Source organism: Allofournierella massiliensis, assembly GCF_004345265.1.
Lineage (GTDB): Bacteria > Bacillota > Clostridia > Oscillospirales > Ruminococcaceae > Allofournierella > Allofournierella massiliensis.
The window spans coordinates 106,172-120,353 of sequence record NZ_SLUM01000003.1 but is presented as its reverse complement, the minus strand read 5'-3'; the positions used below and the strand labels follow the sequence as shown (position 1 = coordinate 120,353).

The following is a 14,182-nucleotide window of genomic DNA, read 5'->3' as shown; positions in this document are numbered from 1 at the left end:
ATAAGAAAACAGCGCCGGAAAAGGGCCGCTTTTGCAGGATTGCAGCGTCAAAGCCCCTTGACAACCACCAAGGGTGCCTGCGGGTCTTTTCCTTGCACTCCCATCAAAATCGGCCCTTTTCCGGTGCTGTGCAGTTCTGCCCCAGGATTTTGGATGCAGAAAGTGCGAAAAGGGGCGGCGCAAGCCTTGGTGGCTTGCCCGCCCCTTTGAACATTTTGTGCGCCAAAATCCTAAGGCAGAACCGTCGTTTTCTTATGCCACACCGGCTAACGCATCGGTTCTTTTTTCTTGCTTTTGGGCTTGTGCTTACTTCAGCACGGCGGCGGCGAAGTCGCGGCCATACTGACGGGCCTCGGCCAGCTGGGCGTCGCTGGGCTTGAAGCGGATCTTCAGGCCGGGCAGAGGCTGACCCAGCTTCAGGGCCTCCATGCGGGCGGTCAGGTTGGGAACCGCCTCGCCGCTCCAGCCGTAGCTGCCGAAGGCAGCGGCGGGCAGGCCGCGGTGGATGATGGGGTTCAGGCCCACCAGCATCTCGTAGATGGGGGGCAGAGCGTCGCCCACCAGAGTGGGGCTGCCCAGCAGGAAGCCGTCGGAGGACTGCAGCGCAGCCTTGGCAGCGGCGTTGTCGTCGGTGACCAGATCAAACATCTGGATGTGCTGCACGCCGCCATCCTTCAGGCCCTCGGCGATGGTCTCGGCCAGCTGCTTGGTGTAGCCGTAGGCGGAAACGTAGGCGATGACCACGTTCCGATCCTCGGGAGCCTTCTTCACGGGGGTGGCCCACTTGCGGTACAGATCGAAGTAGTGCTGGATGTTGGTGCGCAGCACGGGGCCGTGGCCGTTGCCGATGAACTCGATGTCCAGATCCTTGATCCGGTTCAGAGCCTTCAGCACGAAGGGCTTGAAGGGGCCCATGATGTTGTCGAAGTAGTACTTGTAGGCAGCCTCGAAGTCGCCCTCGATCAGGTCGTTGAATACCCGGTCGTCGGCGTAGTGGCAGCCGAAGGAGTCCACGGTAAACAGAGCCTTGGCCTCGGGGATGTAGGTGTACATGCTGTCCGGCCAGTGCAGGAAGGGCACGCTCAGGAATTCCAGGTGCATGCCGCCCAGGTCGATCTGATCCTTCTCGGTCACGGCCTGGCTCTTGAAGGGATGGTTCACGATCTCCTTCAGGAAGGTCAGGGCGGTGGCGCTGCCCACAACGGTGGCGTTGGGAGCCAGAGCCAGCAGCTTCTCCACGCCGCCGGCATGGTCGGGCTCGGTGTGGCCAACCACGATGTAATCGATGGTGGCGGGATCGCAGACCTCTTTCAGGTTCTCCAGATACTGGTCGAAGAACTTGGCCTTCACGGTCTCGAACACGGCGGTCTTTTCGGTGCCCTTCACCACATAGGCGTTGTAGCTGGTGCCGTACTCGCTGTACATCACGATGTCAAACACGCGCAGATCCGGGTCCTGTACGCCGACCCACCAGATGTTTTCCTTAGCCTGTAATGCTCCCATTGTTCTGTCTCTCCTTTATCGGGCGGGCTGGCCGCCTTGTTGATATGATTTGCCGTGCGCGCCGCGGCCAACGGCCGCTTTGCACTCCTTCTTTTAAAATACACCTTATTATACGGCGAATAAAAGCACCTCTTTGTTGCAGCGGCAACAAAATGATGCTTTTTTGTCAATCCTGCCGGTCGTAGAGCAAAAAGCGGAACCCGATGGGGGTTTCCAGCCGCTCCAGCCGGGCCAGACGGGCGCTGCCCTCGGCCGGGGTTTTCCAGTAATAGGGGGTCATGGCGAACAGATCGCCGATGGCCTGCCCCTCCACGGTAATCCGGTCCTCCGCCCGGGTCTCCCCGGCGGGGGAAAAGCCCGGATAGTCCACCTGCTGGCAGGGATTCTCGTAGGGCTCGTCGTACAATACGTCCTTCAGGCCCATCAGATGCTCCGCCGTGGGCACCGCGTAGATCAGCCGGCCGCCGGGGGCCAGGCAGCGGCGGAACTCCTCCCCCGCAAAGGGGGAAAAGATGTTCAGCACCACATCCGCCCAGCCGCTTTCCACCGGGGCGGCAAAGCTGCTGGCCACCGCGAAGGCCGCATTCGGCAGCTTCCGTTTGGCTGCCAGCCGCACCGCCGCCTTGCTGATGTCGAACCCGGCCAGCCGGAAGGGCAGGCCCTGCCGCTCCAGCTCGGCGCAGATGGCTCCGTCGTAGTAGCCCTCGCCGCAGCCCGCATCCAGAATGTGCAACACGCCGCCCTTTTTGCGGGCCAGCTCCGCGCACAGGCGGGCCAGCTCGGCAGCGAAGGGTGCGTAGCCGCCCCCGTTTAAAAAGCGGTTGCGGGCGGCCACCATCTCCTTGCTGTCGCCGGGGATTTTGCTGTGCATCCGGCTGACAAGCAGCAGGTTCACATACCCCTCTTTGGCCCGGTCGAAGCTGTGGCCGGCCGGGCAGCGCACCGCGCCGCCCGCATCGGTCAGCCTTCCGCCGCACACCGGGCAGACAAAGCCGCTCATTCCTCCGCCTCGCCCTCGATGGGCTCGGAGAAGCCGCCGTGGCTCTTCATGTACTCCTCAAAGCTGGCGAACTTCTGGGCCGGGGGCTTGCGGGAGATCAGCAGCAGGCCCGGATCCTCGTCCTTTGCCGGGGCCGCCTGCCGGGGCTGCTTTTCCGCCCGGGCAGATTTCTGCTGCTGGCTGCGGCCGGAAGTCCGCTGGGTCTGCCTGCTGTGCTCGGGGCGGGCGGCGCTTCGCTGCTGGCCGCGGCCGCTCTGGGCCTTTTCCCGGCTGGAGGAAGCCTGCTTTGCAGGCTGTTTTTGCGCCTTTTCCGCCGGGCGTTCATTCCGTTCGGGGCGTTCCGGGCGTTCGCCACGCTCCTCCCGCTTTGCGTTTTCCTGCGCTGCCGCTTCCGCAGCCTTACCGGCCGCGCGCCGACGGCGGCGGCGGCGCTTTGCGCTGGCCGAAAGGGGCTGGCCAGCCTGGGTGTTCTTTTCTTCCACGATGGTAACCTCCAACTGTTGGTTTGCAGGCTCGTTCGGGGCCTGTTTCGCTGTTTCCTTCCGTTTGGGCTGCTCGGGCTTTGCCTTCTCCCGCTCCGGGCGCGGTGCGGGCCGGGCCGGTGCGGCGGTTTCCGCCCGCTCGCCCAGCTCCGGCAGCTCCAGCATCGGAATCTTTTTCCGGTTCAGCTTTTCGATGCCCGCCAGATATTCCTTTTCCTCCGGGCTGCAGAAGCTGATGGCCACGCCCTCGGCCCCGGCCCGGCCGGTGCGGCCGATGCGGTGCACATAGGTTTCCGGCACCTCGGGCAGGTCAAAGTTGAACACATGGGAAAGCTCGCTGATGTCGATGCCGCGGGCGGCGATGTCGGTGGCCACCAGCGCACGGATCTTGCCCGCCTTGAAGCTGTCCAGCGCGGCCACACGGGCGCTCTGGCTCTTGTTGCCGTGGATGGCCGCCGCGCCGATGCCCTGTTTGTTCAAAAAGGTGGCGATGGCGTTGGCCCCGTGCTTGGTGCGGCTGAACACCAGCGCGCTGGTCACCGCCGGGTCGGCCAGCAGCTTTGCCAGCAGCCGCTTTTTGTCCGGCTTGTTCACAAAGTAAAGGCCCTGCTCAATCCGCTCCACGGTGCTGCTCACCGGGTCCACCTTCACGGTGACCGGCTTTTTCAGAATGCTGTTTGCCAGCTGCTCAATCTCTTTGGGCATGGTGGCGCTGAACAGCAGGTTCTGGCGCTGGGCAGGCAGGTGACGGATCACCTTTTTCACGTCGTTCACAAAGCCCATGTCCAGCATCCGGTCGGCCTCGTCCAGCACAAAGATCTCCAGCCGGCTCAGATCCACATGGCCCTGACCGATCAGGTCGTTCAGGCGGCCCGGGCAGGCGGTGAGCACGTCCGCGCCGCGGCGCAGCGCGTCCACCTGGGGCTGCTGGCCCACCCCGCCGAACACCACGCAGTGGCTCACGTTCAGGTAGCGGCCGTAGTTTGCAAAGCACTCGTCGATCTGCAGGGCCAGCTCCCGGGTGGGGGTCAGAATCAGCGCCCGCACTCCCTTGTGGGAGGGGTGGCTGGCGGCCAGCCGCTGCAGAATGGGCAGCGCAAAGGCGGCGGTCTTACCGGTGCCGGTCTGGGCGCAGCCCAGCAGGTCATACCCGGCCAGCACCGGCGGAATCGCCTTGGCCTGAATGGGCGAAGGGGTTTTATACCCCTGCTCCTCCACTGCCTTCAGCAGCGGGCGGGTCAGTTTCAGTTCGCTAAAATTCATAGTCCTCCAAATAATCGCTTGTTCAAACGGCAACACCGCGCCCGAAAAAACGGGCGCGGCCCTGCCTGAAACAAGCCGGGGCGCAGGGGCCCGCCGTCAGCGGATGTACCTGCACTCCAGCTCGTACCGCTGTTCCCGGGCCTCAAGGGGCGCAAACAGCCCCAGGGGCAGAAAATCGGCCCCCGCAAGGCCCCGGAACAGATCCTCGTTTGTCTCATGCAGCAGCACGCCGGTGTTGCCGTCCGCCGCCAGCTCCCGCAGCTCGGCCTCATCGGCCAGCCGGTCGGCAAAGCAGGCGGGGTTCGCCCGCAGATACTCCTGCAAAAAGGCTTCCAGCACGGCAGCCGCCAGCGGCCAGCGGCCCCCGACAGGCCACACCGCCCGCTGCCAGGCACCGTACACAAAGTCCAGCCGCCCGGAGCAGCCGGGAACCGGGCTCTCCTCCAGCCGCACGCTTTGACCGGCGCACCAGCTGCGGAAGGCCGCCAGCAGCGGCAGGCCCTGCACCCCCATCACCAGCCGGTGGGCGGGGGCAAGGCGCAGACCGGCACTCCGGATGCTGCACACCTCGGCCAGACAGAAGCGGGCCGGATGCGTTTCCCGCTCCGCTTCGCTCAGCTCCTCCCGCATCATCATCCAGTATGCCCGGGCGGCGGCCAGATCCTCTTCCCCGCTCACCGGGGCAAGCAGCGCCGCGCCCGCAGGCCCTTGTGCCGGGTCAAACAACGCCGCCAGCGCACCCAGCCGGTCGGCAGATTCCACCGCCCAGCCCACGGCACTGCCGCCGCCATAGCACAATGGCCCCTCATAGAGGGGCGCCTGGTTTTGAATTTCTTCCACCGCCGCAAACAGGGCCGCTTCGTCCATGTTTGCCGCCAGCAGAATGTGGCTGCTCTGTAGCGCCGCATCCTCCCAGCGTTCCAGCCGGGGCAGCACCTGCCGGGCAGCCAGCGCCGAGGGCGCCCGCACCGGAGTGCGGCTGCCTGCGGCAAAAGCGTAGGCTTCCAGATCCACGCAGCCCACAAGGCCCCGGCGCACCCGGCCGTCCGGCAGGGTGCGCTCCAGATACACAAAGCCGTTCACCGTGCGGGGCAGCAGCTCCCGGGCCCGGCCCATGGCCGCCTTTGCCGCGGCCAGCCGCTCCCGGGTTTCCACCCGCTGAAGCAGCGCGTCCGGCACCAGCAGCTGCATGGCCGCCGGAGCGTTTTCCCGCCGGGCCTCCAGCTCGCGCCAGCTCTCCCGGCTCAAAGCGCCCGCCGAGGGGCAGGCCCACTGTTCCGGCGAAACGCCTTCGCCGGGCACAAGCAGCCGGCCCGGCACAAAGCAGGGCTGGCTCATTGGCCCGCCTCCACCGCGAACACGTCGCCGGTGCGCACGCCCACATAGTCGCAGCCCGCGGCTGCGGCTTTGGCGGCGTCCAGCTGGGTCTGGGTCTCTTCGGTGAGCTCGCCGCCCACCTCGATGGCCAGATTCTCAATGCCCAGCGCGTCGATGGTACCGCCGGTCAGGCGGGTCTCCTGGCCGCTGGCCACGTTCAGCGGGTATTCCACCCAGCAGGTGGCCTTTTCCTGCCATGCGGCCAGGGCGTTTGCCAGGCACTGGGCCTCGGTCACGCCGGCCGTATCGCCATAGCTGGCCTTGTCGCGGCCGGCGGTGGTGGGCAGCTGCACGCCGGTGAGCCAGATCTGCTCAAAGCCCATGGCTTTGGCCTCGTCGATGATGCCGCCGATGTAGTCCACCGCGGCGCTGGAATACGGGTTCAGCCAGGCCTTGCCGCCCTTGTCCTGCGCGGCGTCCAGCCACAGGTAGTCGGTGCCCTGATACTTCACAGCCATTTCCCGGTTGGCGCTGGCGGCCAGTGGATCCTGGAAGGCGCACACACCCGCCACCGGCACGATGCCCTGCTCTTTGAAGGCCGCAGCCACCGCCGCGCCGTCGATCTGGGTGGTGGAAAGGCTGGATGCCGCCGCCGGCAGGGCGCTGGCGTAGTACACGCTGCCGGTGCTGTCCTTCAGGGGCACCACCGCATAGGTCACGCCCTGGCCTGCCAGCTGCTGCGCCACCTGCTCGGCCGCGCCCTCGCCGGTCAGGCTGGCCACGTCCACAAAGGCCCAGCTGCCCCGGGTCATGTCGCCGCCGGTCTGGGGCGCTTCGGTGGGCTGGGGCTCACTGGCGGGCTGGCCTTCCGACTCGCTGGCGCTCTGGGGCACGGAGGCGCTTTCCGGCTGGCTTGTGGGCGGATTGTCGGAATCGCCCCGCACGATGCTGTACCAGGTGCTGGTGCCGAAGTTGATCACCGCAGGGCCTGCCAGCCAGCCCACCGCAAACAGCGCCACCAGAGCCAGAACGCCCCCGGCGATGCGCGATGCGCGCTGCCGGCCGCTGTAAAAGCTGCGCCGGTACCGCTTCACTTTGCCCAGATTTTTCTTTGCCATATCAAATCAAGCCGCCTTTCCGCGTGGGTTTTCCACGGTGTGTCATCCAATGGAGATGCGGTGCCCGGTGAAGCCGTAGATGGCCAGCGCCAGGATACCGATGTAAATCAGGGTAACGGGCAGACCCTTGAAGCTGCCGGGGATCATGTCCTGCCGCATGCGGCGCTGGCCCTCGCTCACCACCACCACGGCGGCGGTGTAGCCCACGCCGCTGCCCAGCGCAAAGCCCATGGTCTGCACCAGATTGAAGCTCTGGGTGGCGGCAATCAGCAGCACGCCCAGCACCGCGGTGTTGAAGGTTGCCATGGGCAGCACCGCCAGCATGCGGCGCGCCTTTTCCTTCCAGATCAGCAGCAGCACGCCCAGCACCACAAAGAAGGCCACCGTGCTGCACAGGATGAACAGGAACGGGCGCACGGCGTTGCGCCAGCTCAGCGGGGTGAGCAGAAGGTCCACCCAGAAGCTCAGGGGCGCCGCCACCAGCTGGATCAGGCAGAGCAGGCCGCCGAAGGTGAGGGTGTCCACGGTGGAATCCTCCACCAGCTTCACCAGGCGGGACACGCCCATCGCCCGGCCGAACACTGCGTTTTCCGCAAACACTGCCGTTACAGCATACAAAAAGAAGGTGCTGCAGGCTTTTATTACTTCCATCATTCGCCTCGTCTCGCCTCCGTATGCACATGTTTTTTGTAGGCCCGAACCAGACCGCGCCAGACCGCGCACACCACGCCCAGCAGGATAAACCCGCCGGCGGGCAGGCTGGCCATGGGCAGCAGGGTGGTATTCAGCCGGGGAATGGGTGCGCCGAACAGGGTGCTTGCGGCCAGAATCTCCCGCAGGCAGCCCATGAGCAGCAGCACCAGCACATAGCCCGCAGTGGTACGCAGGCCCTTGCGCAGGGCGGTCATCACCCGCTCGGGCTGGGGCCGCTCGTACCTCTTGATGATCAGCGGCTCCACCACCAGCATGGGCAGATAAACGCCCAGCTGCAGAATTTCCACATCAAAAATGGCCCGCAGCGCAAAATATACGCCGATGTACAGAATCGAGCTGGTGAAGCAGTACACCAGCGCCCGCAGCTGGCCCCGGCCGGTGCGGCAGATCATGGCCGCAACCACCCGGGTGGGGGTGAGCAGCAGCAGCACCGCCACGCTGAGCATCAGCGCGTTCATGCCGTTGGTGGCAGCCACCACCAGCGGCGCAAGGCCCATGCCCTGCATGATGACCGGGTTGTTCAGGAAAATCCGGTCCCGCCGGGCAATGCGCTCCATGTTTTCCGACAGGTATTTCGCCTTCTTAGAGTTCACGGCGCACAACCCCCTTTCGGTGCAGGATGCGAAGCACGGCCCGGTCCAGCCAGCCGGAGAAGGCGTTCACCGCCAGAATGGCGAAGCACACGCCGGTCTCGTAGTTGCCGTAGTAGCGGAACATCATGGCCATAAAGCCGGTGAGCGCACCATACAGGATGCGGGAGATCCGGTTGGTGGGGCAGATCACCGGGTCTGCCATCAGAAAGACCGCCGCAAACAGCAGGCCGCCGCTGCACAGCTCGTATTTCATCACCGCCAGCCGGTCGGCCACATAGGTCCAGGGCATGCTGAAGGCGGGAATTTCGCCCAAGCGGGGGGCCACAAAGGCCACCAGCGCGCACATGCCCAGAAAACTGAACATCACGCTCAGGTGCAGGCTGCGCCGGTTTGCCAGAAACAGCGCGCAGGCCATGATCACCAGCAGCGCGGTCACGCCCATGGGGCCCGCGTAGTTGCCCAGAAACAGGGTGGTATTGTCCAGTGTGGGCAGGCCGCCGGTCTTTAACGCATGCAGGGGCGAATCCACCAGCTGCACGCTGGAAACACTGCCCAGAGGCAGGCTCTGGAACAGCTGGGCTTCCGGATACCGGAACACCTGCTCCGGCCAGCTCACCGCCACCACCGCGTAGCCCACGGCGGTGGGATGGAACACATAGCAGCCATAACCGCCGAAGGCTTCCTTGCCCAGCAGCACCGCCGCCACCGCGCCCACGATCACCACATAGTAGCTCACCGTGGCGGGCATGATGAGCGCCAGCATGAAGGCAAAAGCCTCGCTGCTCCACTCCCCTTTTTCGTAGGGGCGGCCCCGCAGCCAGGCCACCAGTCTGTCGCTCAGGTTGGCCGCGATCACCGCCGTGCCGCACAAAAGCACCGACCGCAGCCCGTAAAACGCAAAGGCCATGGCCAGCAGCGGCAGGCACATATAAAACAGATCCGCGTGAATGCCCTTATCCTGCCGGATGCGGGCAAGTTGTTGTTCCTTCAAGTGCACTGCTCCCTTCCTTGTAAGATTCGGGCTTCTCACAGGCCCTTCAGCCCGCGCACCGCGCCGGCCATGTCGGCCTTGCCGAATACCGCGCTGCCTGCCACCAGCAGGTTCGCGCCCGCCGCCACACACTGGGGGCCGGTCACCGCATCCACGCCGCCGTCCACCTCCAGCCAGGGCGAAAGGCCCCGGGCGTCGCACTCGGCGCGCAGGGTTTTCAGCTTATCCAGTGCGCCGGGCATGAATTTCTGGCCGCCGAAGCCCGGCTCCACGCTCATCACAAGAATCAGGTCCAGCCGGTCCAGAAAGGGCAGAACGGCCTCGGCCGGGGTGCCCGGCTTGATGGACAGGCCCGCCTTGCAGCCGGCGGCATGAATGGCGTCGATGGTTTCGCCCGCGTCGCTTTCGCTTTCCAGATGGAAGGTGATGCAGCTTGCGCCCGCCTTCACAAAGGCGTCCACATAGTCCAGCGGGCGGCGAATCATCAGATGTACGTCGTAAAAGGCATCGGGCAGCGCCTTGTGCAGGCTTTGCAGCACCGGCACACCGAAGCTGATATTGGGCACAAAGCAGCCGTCCATCACATCGAAATGCAGCATGTCGGCTCCCGCGTCCAGCACCTGGCGGCATTCTTCACCCAGGCGGGCAAAGTCCGCCGCAAGGATCGAGGGGCTCAGTTGAGTCATGGGAAAGGTCCTCCTTATGGATCATGCGCAACGGGCCCGCTCTACAAATTGTAAAACGTCAGAGCGTGCGCAAGGATATACAGTATAATTTTATCCTATTTCCCGCTAAAAAGCAAACCGCCATAACCCTTTTCACGTTTTTTGCACAAAAGCGCGGTTTCCGGACATTTCCGAAAACCGCGCTGGCTGTTTTTTGGGGAAATAGCGCATTCTTCCCGGCGATGGAGCGTCAGCCGTGAATCGTGCGGTATTGCCTTTACTTTTTTCCGGTCTGTTTGCGCCGCTGCTCAGGCGGGGCCTCGCAGGGCAGGGTGAAGTTGAACTGGCACCACTGGCCCTCCTCGCTCTCGGCCCAGATCTTGCCGCCGGAAAGGCCCACCAGAATCTTGCAGATGTGCAGCCCCAGGCCGCTGCCCCGGGCGTTGAGCCCGCGGCTTTTATCCTCCTTGTAGAACCGCTCGAACACGAAGGGAAGCGCGTCCGCCCCGATGCCCTGGCCGGAATTCCGGATGGACACCGTGACCATGCCGCCGCTCTTTTTCACCGAAAAGCGGATGTAGCCGCCCTCCGGGGTGAACTTGATGGCATTGTCCAGAATGTTGTAGACCACCTGATACACCAGATCCTGATCCGCGTAGACCATGGTGCGGGTGGGCGCAAGGCCCTGAATCTCCACATGCTGGTTCTGGATGCGCTGCTCGGCGCTGAACACCACGCCGGTGATGCTCTCCCAGATGTCGTAGCTCTGGGCATTCACCCGGTACTCGCCCGCCTCCAGCTTGGAGATGTCCAGCATGTTCTGGATCAGCCGCGTCAGCCGGCCCACCTCCTGGCTCACCAGCCCCAGATAATGCTGGCGCAGCTCGTCCGGAATGGTGCCGTCCAGCATGCCGTCGATGAAGCCCTTGATGCTGGTCATGGGGGTGCGCAGCTCGTGGGCGATGTTGCCCATGAAGCTGGCGCGGGAGGAATCGATGGTCTCCAGATTGCGGGCCATGTTGTTGAAGGTCACCGCCAGCTGGGCCACCTCGTCGTTGCCCTCCACCGGAACGCGCACGCTGAAATCGCCGCTGCCGAACTTGCGGGCGGCCTCGCTGATGCGCCGCAGCGGGGTGGTGAGCCGGTTGGTCACAAAGATGGCCAGAAGGCTGGCCGCCAGCAGCAGCAGCCCGGCGCTGAGCACGAAGATGGAGAACATGTCGCTCACGAACACATTCAGGCTGGCCGCGCTGGCCGAGGCGAACACATAGCCCGCCGCGGCGCCGGATTCATCCCGCATGACCCGGCCCACGGTGTAGTATTTGCCGCCGTAAAGCCCGCCCAGATTGCCGGTTTCAAAAAAGCCGTCCTCTTCCTGGGCCTGGCGCAGAATGCCCGCGTCCACCTGGCTGCCGATCAGCTGCTCGGCCTCGTTCTGGGTATACAGCATCACCTGACCGGAGGCGTCGGTGAGCAGCAGGTTGGTGCTGCTGGTGCGGCCGATCAGGCGCATCTGATCCTGCACGCTGGAGCGGGCGTTTTCATCCTCCAGCAGGCGGCGCAGGGGGGAGCCCTCCTGCACCTGCATGGCGGTCACCTGCACCACGTCGTTCAGGGTGCTGCGTTTGTCCTCCTGAAAATAGCCCATCACCAGATACATCTGGATCAGGCCCATCACCGCCGTGCTCACAATGAGCAGAATGGCGGTGGTGCTGAAATACATGGAACTGATGCTTTTTCTCACACGCGATCAATCCTTTGCTTCAAACTTGTAGCCCACGCCCCACACGGTTTTGAGGCTCCACTGCTCGCTGGCGCCCTCCAGCTTTTCCCGCAGGCGCTTGATGTGCACGTCGATGGTGCGGGAGTCGCCGTAATACTCGAAGCCCCACACCTCGTCCAGCAGCTGGTCGCGGGTGAACACCCGGTTGGGATGGCCGGCCAGATAGGCCAGCAGCTCCAGCTCCTTGGGGGGAGCCTCCACCACCTTGCCCTTCACCTTCAGCTCGTAGCGGCTCATGTCCAGCGAGAGGTTCTCGAACTGGATCACGCCGTCCTTTGCAGAATCCTCCGGGTTGCAGCGGCGCAGCACCGCCTTGATGCGGGCCACCACCTCTTTGGAATCGAAGGGCTTGACCACATAATCGTCCGCCCCCAGCTCCAGGCCCAGCACCTTGTCGAATGTCTCGCCCTTGGCGGTGAGCATGATGATGGGGGTGTTTGCCTGGGCGCGGATGCGGCGGCAGACCTCCCAGCCGTCCATCCTGGGCATCATCACGTCCAGCAATACCATATTGGGCTTGTTCTGTTCAAACAGCTCCAGCGCCTTTTCGCCGTCGTGGGCGATCAGAGTCTCGTAGCCTTCCTTTGCCAGATACAGTCTCAGCAGCTCGCAGATGTTCTGGTCATCATCCACGATCAAAATTTTCTGGTTGGGCATATTCTCCCGCTCCTTTTTCATTTACCGGGCGGCGCAAAAAATCCTCCGCGCCGCCCGAATTGTTTCCGGTAATTGTATTTATTATACAATAGAAATATGGACAAAAAAAGAACGCTCCCCCCTCAAAAAGACAAAAACCCGGCGGCAGGTGGCAAATCGCCGTTGCGCAAACCGCCGGGATTGGGTATAATGATGGGTACGAAACCGCGCGGCGGCCCAACAAGGCCGCCGCCTGCCATACACCAGAAGTTTAATGTTTAAGGAGTTTCAAGCCATGAAATTAGGTATCGTGGGCCTGCCCAACGTGGGCAAGAGCACCCTGTTCAACGCCATCACCAGCACCAAGAACGCCGCCGCGGCCAACTACCCCTTCTGCACCATCGACCCCAACACCGGCATCGTGCCCGTGCCGGACGCCCGGCTGGACAAGCTGGCCGAAATCTGGGACACCAACAAAAAGACCCCTGCCATCGTGGAATTCGTGGACATCGCGGGTCTTGTGAAGGGCGCTTCCAAGGGCGAGGGCCTGGGCAACAAGTTCCTGGGCAACATCCGCGAGTGCGACGCCATCGTGCATGTGGTGCGCTGCTTCGGCGGCACCGACATCGTGCATGTGGACGGCAGCGTGGATCCCCTGCGCGACATCGAGACCATCGACACCGAGCTGATCCTGAGCGATCTGGAGGTGGTCTCCAACCGGGCCGCCCGCTTTACCAAGGCCGCCAAGACCGGCGACAAGAAGGCCGGCGGCTCCGCCGCCTGGCTGGAGCAGCTGGCCGACCATCTGGGCAAGGGCAAGAACGCCCGCAGCTTCGACTTTGATCTGGACGACGAGGATCAGGCGCTGCAGCTGAAGGAGATGGGCCTGCTCACCTACAAGCCGGTGATCTACGCCGCCAACATGAGCGAGGACGACCTGATGGAGGGCATGGACGAGAACGTGCACTATCAGGCCGTGAAGAAGCTAGCCGCCGAGGAGGGCGCGGAGTGCATTCCCATCTGCGCCAAGACCGAGGAGGACATTGCCGACTACTCCCCCGAGGAGAAGAAGGAATTCCTGCATGAGATGGGCATCGAGGCCACCGGCCTTGACAACCTGATCAAGGCCAGCTACAGCCTGCTGGGCCTGATCTCCTACCTGACCGACGGCAAGAAGGAATGCCGCGCCTGGACCATCCGCAAGGGCACCAAGGCCCCCCAGGCCGCCGGCAAGATCCACTCCGACTTCGAGCGCGGCTTCATCCGCGCCAGCGTGGTGCACTACGAGGACTTCGCCGCCTGCGACTTCAACATGGCCACCGTGAAGGCCAAGGGCCTGCAGCACACCGAGGGCAAGGAATATGTGGTGCAGGACGGCGACATCATCGAGTTCCTGTTCAACGTCTGATCCAAAGGAGGAACATATGGAGATCATTGGTATCATGGGCGCCATGCCCGACGAAGTGGAGCAGCTGTGCGCTCTGCTGGACGGGGTGACCATCGAGCCCTACGCCGGGGTGGAGTACCACCGGGGCATGCTGGGGGATAAGCAGGTGGTTGTGTGCTGCGCCGGCATGGGCAAGGCCAACGCCGCCGCCACCACCCAGGTGCTGATTACCAAGTTCGGCGCCCAGCGCATCATCTTTTCCGGCATTGCCGGCAACATGACGTCCAAGATCGGCATTGGCGACGTGGTGGTGGGCAAAACCGTTGTCTACCACGACGCGCAGGACGACATGATCGCCCAGTCCGCCCCCTTCACCGCCGAGTACCCCGGCGATGAGGAGATGGTGAAGGCCGCCATGGCCGCCTGCGAGGAAACGGGCGTGAAAGCCATCGCCGGCAAGATCGCCACCGGCGACCAGTTTGTGGGCGACAGCGCCACCAAGGCCGCCATCGCCGCCAGGGTGAACCCGGACTGCGTGGAGATGGAGGGCGCCGCCGTGGCCCAGATCGCCGCCAAGAACAATGTGCCCTGCGTGGTGCTGCGCGCCATGAGCGACAACGCCGACGAGGCCGGCCATGAGGTTCTGGTGGTAAAAAAATTCAGCATCAGTGAATATGTGACCACCGCCACCCGCATCGTGGCCCGCATGCTGGAGCGTCTGGACTGATTT

At 63.9% G+C, this 14,182-nt stretch carries 13 protein-coding genes; 2 read left to right on the top strand and 11 right to left on the bottom strand.

The window, feature by feature from the left end; genetic code table 11:
* Positions 1–306: 306 nt before the first annotated feature.
* From EDD77_RS02595 to EDD77_RS02545, 11 genes are all read right to left on the bottom strand, one after another.
* Entirely contained in the window at positions 307–1,503 is a 1,197-nt protein-coding gene (locus tag EDD77_RS02595) for an FprA family A-type flavoprotein (protein WP_058962779.1), read from the bottom strand.
* Between the two features lie 166 nt (positions 1,504–1,669).
* Complete coding sequence (locus EDD77_RS02590; protein WP_058962780.1) at positions 1,670–2,503, bottom strand: putative RNA methyltransferase; 834 nt, start codon at positions 2,501–2,503, stop codon at positions 1,670–1,672.
* Entirely contained in the window at positions 2,500–4,248 is a 1,749-nt protein-coding gene (locus EDD77_RS02585; protein ID WP_058962781.1) for a DEAD/DEAH box helicase, read from the bottom strand. Before EDD77_RS02585 ends, EDD77_RS02590 begins: the two co-directional genes overlap by 4 nt.
* A gap of 96 nt (positions 4,249–4,344) precedes the next feature.
* Entirely contained in the window at positions 4,345–5,586 is a 1,242-nt protein-coding gene (locus EDD77_RS02580; RefSeq protein WP_058962782.1) for a DUF1015 family protein, read from the bottom strand.
* Positions 5,583–6,683 (bottom strand): putative glycoside hydrolase, encoded by a 1,101-nt coding sequence (locus EDD77_RS02575; RefSeq protein WP_058962783.1) that lies wholly within the window; start codon positions 6,681–6,683, stop codon positions 5,583–5,585. Before EDD77_RS02575 ends, EDD77_RS02580 begins: the two co-directional genes overlap by 4 nt.
* A gap of 42 nt (positions 6,684–6,725) precedes the next feature.
* Positions 6,726–7,337, bottom strand: a complete 612-nt coding sequence (locus EDD77_RS02570; RefSeq protein WP_058962784.1) for an Rnf-Nqr domain containing protein — start codon at positions 7,335–7,337, stop codon at positions 6,726–6,728.
* A complete protein-coding gene (locus EDD77_RS02565) occupies positions 7,334–7,990 on the bottom strand; it encodes an Rnf-Nqr domain containing protein (protein ID WP_242868285.1) in 657 nt (218 codons plus the stop codon). Before EDD77_RS02565 ends, EDD77_RS02570 begins: the two co-directional genes overlap by 4 nt.
* Positions 7,980–8,981, bottom strand: coding sequence for an RnfABCDGE type electron transport complex subunit D (locus EDD77_RS02560; RefSeq protein WP_058962785.1), 1,002 nt, complete (start codon positions 8,979–8,981; stop codon positions 7,980–7,982). Before EDD77_RS02560 ends, EDD77_RS02565 begins: the two co-directional genes overlap by 11 nt.
* A gap of 35 nt (positions 8,982–9,016) precedes the next feature.
* Positions 9,017–9,667, bottom strand: coding sequence for a ribulose-phosphate 3-epimerase (gene rpe, locus EDD77_RS02555; protein ID WP_058962786.1), 651 nt, complete (start codon positions 9,665–9,667; stop codon positions 9,017–9,019).
* Between the two features lie 256 nt (positions 9,668–9,923).
* Positions 9,924–11,390, bottom strand: a complete 1,467-nt coding sequence (locus tag EDD77_RS02550) for a sensor histidine kinase (RefSeq protein ID WP_058962788.1) — start codon at positions 11,388–11,390, stop codon at positions 9,924–9,926.
* A 6-nt stretch (positions 11,391–11,396) separates the two neighbouring features.
* The gene (locus tag EDD77_RS02545) at positions 11,397–12,086 is read right to left on the bottom strand and encodes a response regulator transcription factor (RefSeq protein WP_058962789.1); all 690 of its coding nucleotides are present in this window, start codon (positions 12,084–12,086) and stop codon (positions 11,397–11,399) included.
* A 274-nt stretch (positions 12,087–12,360) separates the two neighbouring features.
* Between EDD77_RS02545 and ychF the strand changes: the two genes are divergently transcribed.
* Positions 12,361–13,473: a redox-regulated ATPase YchF gene (ychF, locus tag EDD77_RS02540; protein ID WP_058962790.1), complete on the top strand. Its 1,113-nt coding sequence runs from the start codon at positions 12,361–12,363 to the stop codon at positions 13,471–13,473.
* 16 nt (positions 13,474–13,489) lie between these two features.
* Positions 13,490–14,179 carry a 5'-methylthioadenosine/adenosylhomocysteine nucleosidase gene (locus EDD77_RS02535; RefSeq protein WP_058962791.1) on the top strand — a complete coding sequence of 230 codons (690 nt, stop codon included), beginning with the start codon at positions 13,490–13,492 and terminating at the stop codon, positions 14,177–14,179.
* The last annotated feature ends 3 nt before the right edge of the window (positions 14,180–14,182 follow it).

Bases quoted from the DNA above. Each gene is read 5' to 3' on its own strand.
- EDD77_RS02595 (WP_058962779.1), bottom strand. From the start codon at position 1,503: ATGGGAGCATTACAGGCTAAGGAAAACATCTGGTGGGTCGGCGTACAG.
- EDD77_RS02590 (WP_058962780.1), bottom strand. From the start codon at position 2,503: ATGAGCGGCTTTGTCTGCCCGGTGTGCGGCGGAAGGCTGACCGATGCG.
- EDD77_RS02585 (WP_058962781.1), bottom strand. From the start codon at position 4,248: ATGAATTTTAGCGAACTGAAACTGACCCGCCCGCTGCTGAAGGCAGTG.
- EDD77_RS02580 (WP_058962782.1), bottom strand. From the start codon at position 5,586: ATGAGCCAGCCCTGCTTTGTGCCGGGCCGGCTGCTTGTGCCCGGCGAA.
- EDD77_RS02575 (WP_058962783.1), bottom strand. From the start codon at position 6,683: ATGGCAAAGAAAAATCTGGGCAAAGTGAAGCGGTACCGGCGCAGCTTT.
- EDD77_RS02570 (WP_058962784.1), bottom strand. From the start codon at position 7,337: ATGATGGAAGTAATAAAAGCCTGCAGCACCTTCTTTTTGTATGCTGTA.
- rpe (WP_058962786.1), bottom strand. From the start codon at position 9,667: ATGACTCAACTGAGCCCCTCGATCCTTGCGGCGGACTTTGCCCGCCTG.
- EDD77_RS02545 (WP_058962789.1), bottom strand. From the start codon at position 12,086: ATGCCCAACCAGAAAATTTTGATCGTGGATGATGACCAGAACATCTGC.
- ychF (WP_058962790.1), top strand. From the start codon at position 12,361: ATGAAATTAGGTATCGTGGGCCTGCCCAACGTGGGCAAGAGCACCCTG.
- EDD77_RS02535 (WP_058962791.1), top strand. From the start codon at position 13,490: ATGGAGATCATTGGTATCATGGGCGCCATGCCCGACGAAGTGGAGCAG.